Annotated in this window: 6 protein-coding genes; all 6 read right to left on the reverse strand. The window is 59.4% G+C overall.

Features of this window, described 5'->3' with window-relative positions:
- Positions 1–3: 3 nt before the first annotated feature.
- Positions 4–792 (reverse strand): hypothetical protein, encoded by a 789-nt coding sequence (locus GDA65_19620; GenBank protein ID MBA5864894.1) that lies wholly within the window; start codon positions 790–792, stop codon positions 4–6.
- A complete protein-coding gene (locus tag GDA65_19625) occupies positions 684–1,634 on the reverse strand; it encodes a hypothetical protein (protein MBA5864895.1) in 951 nt (316 codons plus the stop codon). The genes GDA65_19620 and GDA65_19625 overlap by 109 nt, the downstream gene beginning before the upstream one ends.
- Positions 1,635–1,638: 4 nt before the next feature.
- Positions 1,639–3,360, reverse strand: coding sequence for a pilus assembly protein PilB (locus tag GDA65_19630; GenBank protein MBA5864896.1), 1,722 nt, complete (start codon positions 3,358–3,360; stop codon positions 1,639–1,641).
- A gap of 3 nt (positions 3,361–3,363) precedes the next feature.
- Positions 3,364–4,257: a LysM peptidoglycan-binding domain-containing protein gene (locus GDA65_19635; protein MBA5864897.1), complete on the reverse strand. Its 894-nt coding sequence runs from the start codon at positions 4,255–4,257 to the stop codon at positions 3,364–3,366.
- The gene (locus GDA65_19640; protein MBA5864898.1) at positions 4,172–4,555 is read right to left on the reverse strand and encodes a prepilin-type N-terminal cleavage/methylation domain-containing protein; all 384 of its coding nucleotides are present in this window, start codon (positions 4,553–4,555) and stop codon (positions 4,172–4,174) included. The genes GDA65_19635 and GDA65_19640 overlap by 86 nt, the downstream gene beginning before the upstream one ends.
- Before the next feature lie 8 nt (positions 4,556–4,563).
- Positions 4,564–6,546, reverse strand: a 1,983-nt coding sequence (locus GDA65_19645) for a hypothetical protein (GenBank protein MBA5864899.1), incomplete at its 5' end; no start/stop codon positions are given.

Genomic DNA, 6,546 nt, shown 5'->3' on the forward strand with positions numbered 1-6,546 from the left:
ACCCTACAACGACGGTCGATAGCCGACGGTCAACTGAAAGTCAACGCCTCGGGCAGGTTGCAGGGTATCCGGCGTTGCCATGCTCGCCTGCGAGGCTCGCGCCGGCTGACTCTCCTGATGCTCAAGACGATGACTGGCCAACGCCGCATGCCGAAACGCCGCATGCTGTTCCAAATTGGTCATGAACGTATGGATGTCGTGCAGCGACGCCGCCGATCCATGCAGCGCCACCGTCGAGTCCTGAAAGTTCAATTGCACGGTGCGAAGGGCCATATGCGGAGGGATGGTGGTCTCCAAATCGGCCAACAAACGAGACCAGGAGAACGCCCGCTTCTCGGCGAGCTGGTTGACGAATCGCACCTCGCGCGTGATGGTCGCGATCTGCTCCACGGACAACGTCAGTCGCTCACGGGTCATGCGCTCTGCCCGGCTCGTATTGGCCTGATTCAACCGCTGCACCACGCCATCGAGATGTGTGGCGGTCTCCTCCATCACCACACTGTCGCTCCACCACTTGAGCGCAGCTGCCAATGAGGCACAGCACAGGACGACGGCCATCCACTGCATCACACGCAGGATGGCAATGGCCGTCGGCGTGATCGAGAGCGTGATGTAAGGCATGGAACGGCTCGCACTCGGCGAGCGCAGGAACGGAACCCATGCCACGCTCACCGGAGTTTTCATCATCCGACCACCGTCGCCATCGCCGAGAGTCCGTTCAAGGAGCCCGTCTGGTTGTTGAGATGGGCCGGAATCCTGTCCCATCCCAGTGGCACGATCTCGATCTGCCATCCACCCCGAGGGCCAGGCACCGTCACCGTCGCCTCGCCTCCGAGCAGCTGCGTGATCGAGGCTGTCGACTGAGTGCCGATCAGGTACAGGGGAAACGAGGACTCACCCGATTCAAGGACAGTCGTTGCCTGATCCGCCATGTACTGCAAAGTTCCGATCAGTTCGCGCCGAAGATCCTGCGTCCCACCGGTCATCGCCTTCGTGCGGAGACACACGGGTTGCCCCTGATCGAACAGCAGCAGCATGAACTCGTCCCCTGCCCAGTGCATCACGCACAGCCGTCGAGTTCCCGTCATCAGATGACGATAGAGGCCGATGAGTTGAAGGTGCGAAAATCCCAGTGAGACAGGGATGAGCCCAGCCCGCCCACAGACGTCCTCATATTGATCCAGAATTGTCTGACGCACTGCCACAGCCAGGACCTGGGTGCCTGTCCCGGCGGGGAAGAGCTGCAGCATCACCCGAGCATCGCCAATCGTTAGGTTGAGGTCCTCACGGAACCGCCACTTGATCAGGCCTGCTCGTTCTTCGGGATCGTCAGGGAATCGATCGAACGCAAACACCCCCATGTGCATCGCGCGATTGGGCACACTCAGGGCAATCGTCCGCTCGCTGAGCCCCTCGGTCAACGCGCGCAGCTCCTGCGCGAAGGCGTCCAGATCGGTGATGTGTGGCTCCGTGGCGGACACCTTCAGCACGCCACTGGGCAACGCACGCTCCCGCACCTGTTTCACGATCGGCCTACGGAACCAGGGCCGCCGCAGGGCCACCAGACTCAGTGTGGATGCAGACACACTGATGCCGACACGGGGACGATGGATCGGAAAGAGGGTGAGTCTCATACCACTACCCCAAGAATGTCATCCGATTGACTTCGCGCATGGTGGTCTCCCCGCGTCGGACCTTCTCCACGCCGGCTTGACGCAAATCGGTCATCCCCTGTTCGACCGCCGCGCGCCTGATCTCCGACGGGGGCCGTCGATCTAACATTAGTTCCCTGATTCGATCGGTGAGGGGCAGGAACTCCGTGATGGCATGGCGACCGCGATACCCCAGCCCATGACAGTCCAGGCACCCTTTGCCTTCATATACCGGACGGTCCCTAAACAGCTCATAATCAAAGCCCAGTTGTTCACATTGGGCCTGAGACACGGTGTGAGGAGCCTTACAGGATTCACAGATGGTACGGACGAGCCGTTGGGCCATGATGCAGTTCAGCGAGGAGACGAAGTTATAGGGCTCGATCCCCATATTGACGAACCGGCCGATCACATCAAAGGCATTGTTGGCGTGCACCGTAGAAAACACCAAGTGTCCCGTCAGGGCCGATTGGATCGCAATTTGCGCCGTCTCGGCATCACGAATCTCCCCCACCATGATTTTGTCAGGGTCGTGACGTAAAATGGACCGCAATCCCTTCGCGAAGGTGAGCCCCTTCTTCTCATTCACGGGAATTTGCACGACGCCCGCCAACTGATATTCGACCGGATCTTCAATCGTGATGATCTTGTCTTCCTTCGTGTTCACTTCGTTCAAGGCGGCATAGAGCGTCGTCGTCTTCCCGCTTCCTGTCGGGCCTGTCACCAGCACCATGCCGTAGGAGGCGGTGATGGCGCGGCGGAACCGATCCAAATCGTCTTTCTTCAGCCCCAGCGAGTCGAGATGCAGGCCGTTCCGTTTCGCGGCAAATTCTTCTTTGGCGAGAATGCGGATAACGACCGATTCCCCGAACGCGCTGGGGATCACGGAAATCCGGAAATCGATCGTGCGCCGATCGAGGCGGAGCTTAAACCGCCCATCTTGCGGAACCCGACGCTCCGCAATGTCGAGATCCGACATGACTTTGATGCGCGAGACGAGCGGATTGTGGAAGCGGAGATCCAAAGGCTCCATGGCCAGGTACAACACGCCGTCAATGCGATACTTCACCTCCGTGACGCCATCGGCCGGCTCGAGATGGATATCACTGGCTCGTTTCTGCAACGCGTTCAGGATGATCGTATCGACCAGTTGGACAATCGGACTCTGGTCCCGCTGGACCTTGTCCACGGAGAGGACTTCTTCACCGTCGTCGTTTTCATGCACCAACAGCGGACGAAACTCATCCTTGATTTTGGCGACCACCTGGCTGTTTCGTGTACTCTCACGAAGCGACTCCGCGATGGCCGAACGCGGAGCGACGAGGATCCGGCATGGTCTCCCTACCGCTCGTTCGATGTGATCGAGTCGCCGCACATCGGTGGGATCCGCCAGAGCCAGGAGGAGTTCGCCCGCTTCTTCTCCCATGGGCACACATTCAAACTGCCGCATGACCTCGATCGGCATGAAGGAAAAGGCCTCGAAGTCCACCCGGAACTCGTGGAGTGAATGGTAGGACACCCCACACTGTTCGGCCAGCGCCTCGGCCAATTGTATGTCCGTGAGGAGACCAGCGCCCACTAACGACACGTGCAGTTGCCGTTCTGGGCCAGACACCTGAGCTGACGCCTCTTGAGCCTGCGCGGCTGTTAGAGATCCTCGTCGTACCAAGACGTCCAGCAGGGTCGCCTGTCGAACCAGTGTCGGCATCGTTTAACGCTCCCGGTCACGAGGTGAAGAACTGGGGGACGGCACGAGCAATCCCTGGCCTACGGCAATGACATCGGTGTGCAACTGATTGAGCTGCGCAATCGCCGTGACCGTAGTACGGTAGCGGCGCGCCAGACCTGACAAGGAATCCCCTGGTTGCACGCGAACTCGAAGCACGTCAGAAGGCAGCGGCATGGCACGGATGGCCACCAAGGAGACGGCTGATGTCGAAGGGGGAGCTTCATCTACCTGCGAGGTGAGCACCGGGACTGGCGATGGCGTCACCATTGGTGGCAATGATGCGGGAGTCTGTCTCATCGTCGGCAGCGATGCTTTCCCCGACGTGCGTGACGCCTTCTGGCCGATGTCCTGCCGTACGTCTTCGAGTTGTTTGGTGAGCCCCATCAGATCCTCTTTGAGATCTCTGAGTGACTGGTCATGCTTCGTGGCCATCAATTGGTCCCGTTCCGCCTTGAGGGTTTGCATCTCGGTCTGACGTACCTCCATGGTCTGTCGGATTTCCAACAATCGCTGGTGGCTGTCCGTGTTCTCTTGCCGGAGTTGAGCGACCAGGGCCCTCAGCTCAACCAATTCTGCTTCTTTCTTCGCGGCGGCAATCCGGGTCGCGGCCATCTCGGCCCGGAGCGTCGAGAGCTCCGCCTCGCGCTCCCGTGCCACCGCCAGAACCTGCTCCCGTGTGTCCGTCGAGGCAAGACGGTCTTGACGCTGGCTTGCACAACCCACCGGCATCACACAAACGGCGATCAGCGTGACGGCAACTGTGAGGATTCGGAAACGACGGTCCATCCACCTACCATGTGTTATAGGGTGTGCCCTCTGGTCCGACGAGCGGACTGCCACTGTGGATATCGGCGATCCCGCCACCCTCCCCTTCATCGGCCATCACCTGCCAGGTTTGGTCCGAATGGGTAAACGGATCGACGGGAATCCGCTTGAGATACCCCACCTGCACTAATTCGCCCAACGCTGAGGGATAGGTCCCCTTGTCGGCCCGATACTGGTCCAGCACGTCACGCAGGGTGGCCAGGTCATACTTGAGGGTCCCCTCACGGGCCTTGATGACCGAGCGCTGATAGGCGGGAATCGCCAACGTCGCGAGAATCCCCACAATCGTCACGACCATCATCAGTTCAACGAGGGTGAAGCCGCTATTTCCATGTGCATGTGTGCGCATGATCAACCTCACCGCGCACGAATGATGGCGCGGCTGGTACCCGTGACCTCAGGCCCCCCGGTCGAGGTCTTCCCAGGCAACACCTGGAGCTCCAGAGGAATCTGTCCTGGCGCCTTGGCCTGGAAAAACAGCATGGCGAGCAGCCCTTCGCCTGCCGGCACGGCACCGTCACGGCGCAGCGTCAGCATGACCTGGCCGTCGGCCGTGCGAGACGCCAGCGCCACCATCCCGGGTGTCACTCGATGGAACTCCAAGACCTTGGGATCAAACGTCACGGTGACCGAGGTCTCGCTGATCTGTTCGAGATGCAGCGCCGTCAGATCAACTCGAAACTCTTGCCCGACCGCGGCGGAGACCTCCAACGGCCGGAGCACTAGCGATCCAGTCGCCCGCGCGACCAGCTCTCCACCTGAGCCAGGGGTCGCAGCCACTGTCGCCTGTCCGTTTGCCATGACAGGGCCCGATGGTGGAAGTGTTCCCTGCGGCGATCCTGCTCCAACGGTCGCTAACGGATCGGTTGCGGGGGCCCCGCTACTCGGTGGGACAGCAGGCATACCGGGCCGCGATCCCAACGAACTGGGAGCAGGATGCGGCCGTTGGCTCTGCCCGGGTGACTGCGAGACAGGAATCGCTTGCGGAGCATAGAGCTGCGAGGTCGCGAAGGTATTCTCCGTCCCAGACCAAAAGGCCTGTGCGGCGGAGGATGGGAGATCCATGTTACGAACCACGCGAGGCGTAATCGTCAACACGACCTCCGTCGACACTCGATCATCCTGCTTGGAGGTCAGGATGTCGCCGAGAATCGGAATGTCGCCGATGAAGGGGATGGTGGACTTGGTCTTGCGTTTTTCGTCCTGAATGAGCCCGGCGAGCACCACCGTTTCGTCATCCTTCAACATCAACACCGTTTCTGCCGTGCGCGTGCCGAATTTAAACTGTTTGATTTCCGGCGCGGCCTGCAAGGTGACTTGATCGCCCAGCCGCGTCACCTCGACCTTGATCTTCATCATCACTTCGTTCATCAAATTGATGGTCGGTTCGACCGTCAATTTGACGCCCACGTCCTTGAACTCAATGGAGGTCACCGTAGAGGTCGTCGGCACGGCACCGGTCGCGGCTTGACCCGGCAACACGTTCGTCGTGGATAACAAGATCGGCTGCTTGTCGCCGACGTTGATGGACGCCAACTTGTTGTTCATCACGCGGAGTTTGGGAGAGGCTAGGGTCTGCGCATCGGATTCTTGTTTGAAAAAGTCCAGGATGACGCTCGCCGGCAAGGTAAACAGATAACTTTGTGGACCAATGGAGGTGAGCTGCTGATACGTAAATTGTGTCGTCGCCGTAGAGATCCCACCCGATCCGCCCGTCGGAACGAGTCCTGTCCCGGCTTGTTTGGCGTAGTTCAGTCCGTACTTCAGACTCTTGGTGCGATTGACTTCCAGCACCTCGACGTCCAACTCCACCTCCGGTTCACGGCGATCGATCGCAAAGAGTAATTTCTCAGCGAGTTGCAGCTTCACCGGTTCCTCACGCACGACGATCGCATTCACCTTTTCATCGACATAGATATGCTTGCTCTCGAGCATGGTCCTGAGTAGATTCACCGCGTCTTTCGCCTTGGCGTTATTGAGGTAGTAGGTTCGCATCAGGAGATCCTGATACTGCGCCTGCTTTTGCTTATTGTTCGGCATGATCAACAGCGTCTCGGGCGCCACGCGCTGGGCAACCATGCCATTGGTATTCAGGATGAGGTTCAACGCATCGTCAAACGCCATCTCCTTGAGGAAGATCGTGATCGGTTCGTCCCGCACGTCCTTATCGAAAATCACATTCAGGCCGGCCGTCCGCGCGACGATTTCGAAGACCTCTTTGAGCTTGGCGTTTTGGAACCGGAGCGAAATGGGCTGACTGGATCCGCCAAACATCTTCGTGGAGCGCTGTTGTGCCGTGATCTCGGTAATGTGGGTCAGGGCCTGCGTCAGATTCGGATC

The organism is Nitrospira sp. CR1.1 (assembly GCA_014055465.1).
GTDB lineage: Bacteria > Nitrospirota > Nitrospiria > Nitrospirales > Nitrospiraceae > Nitrospira_A.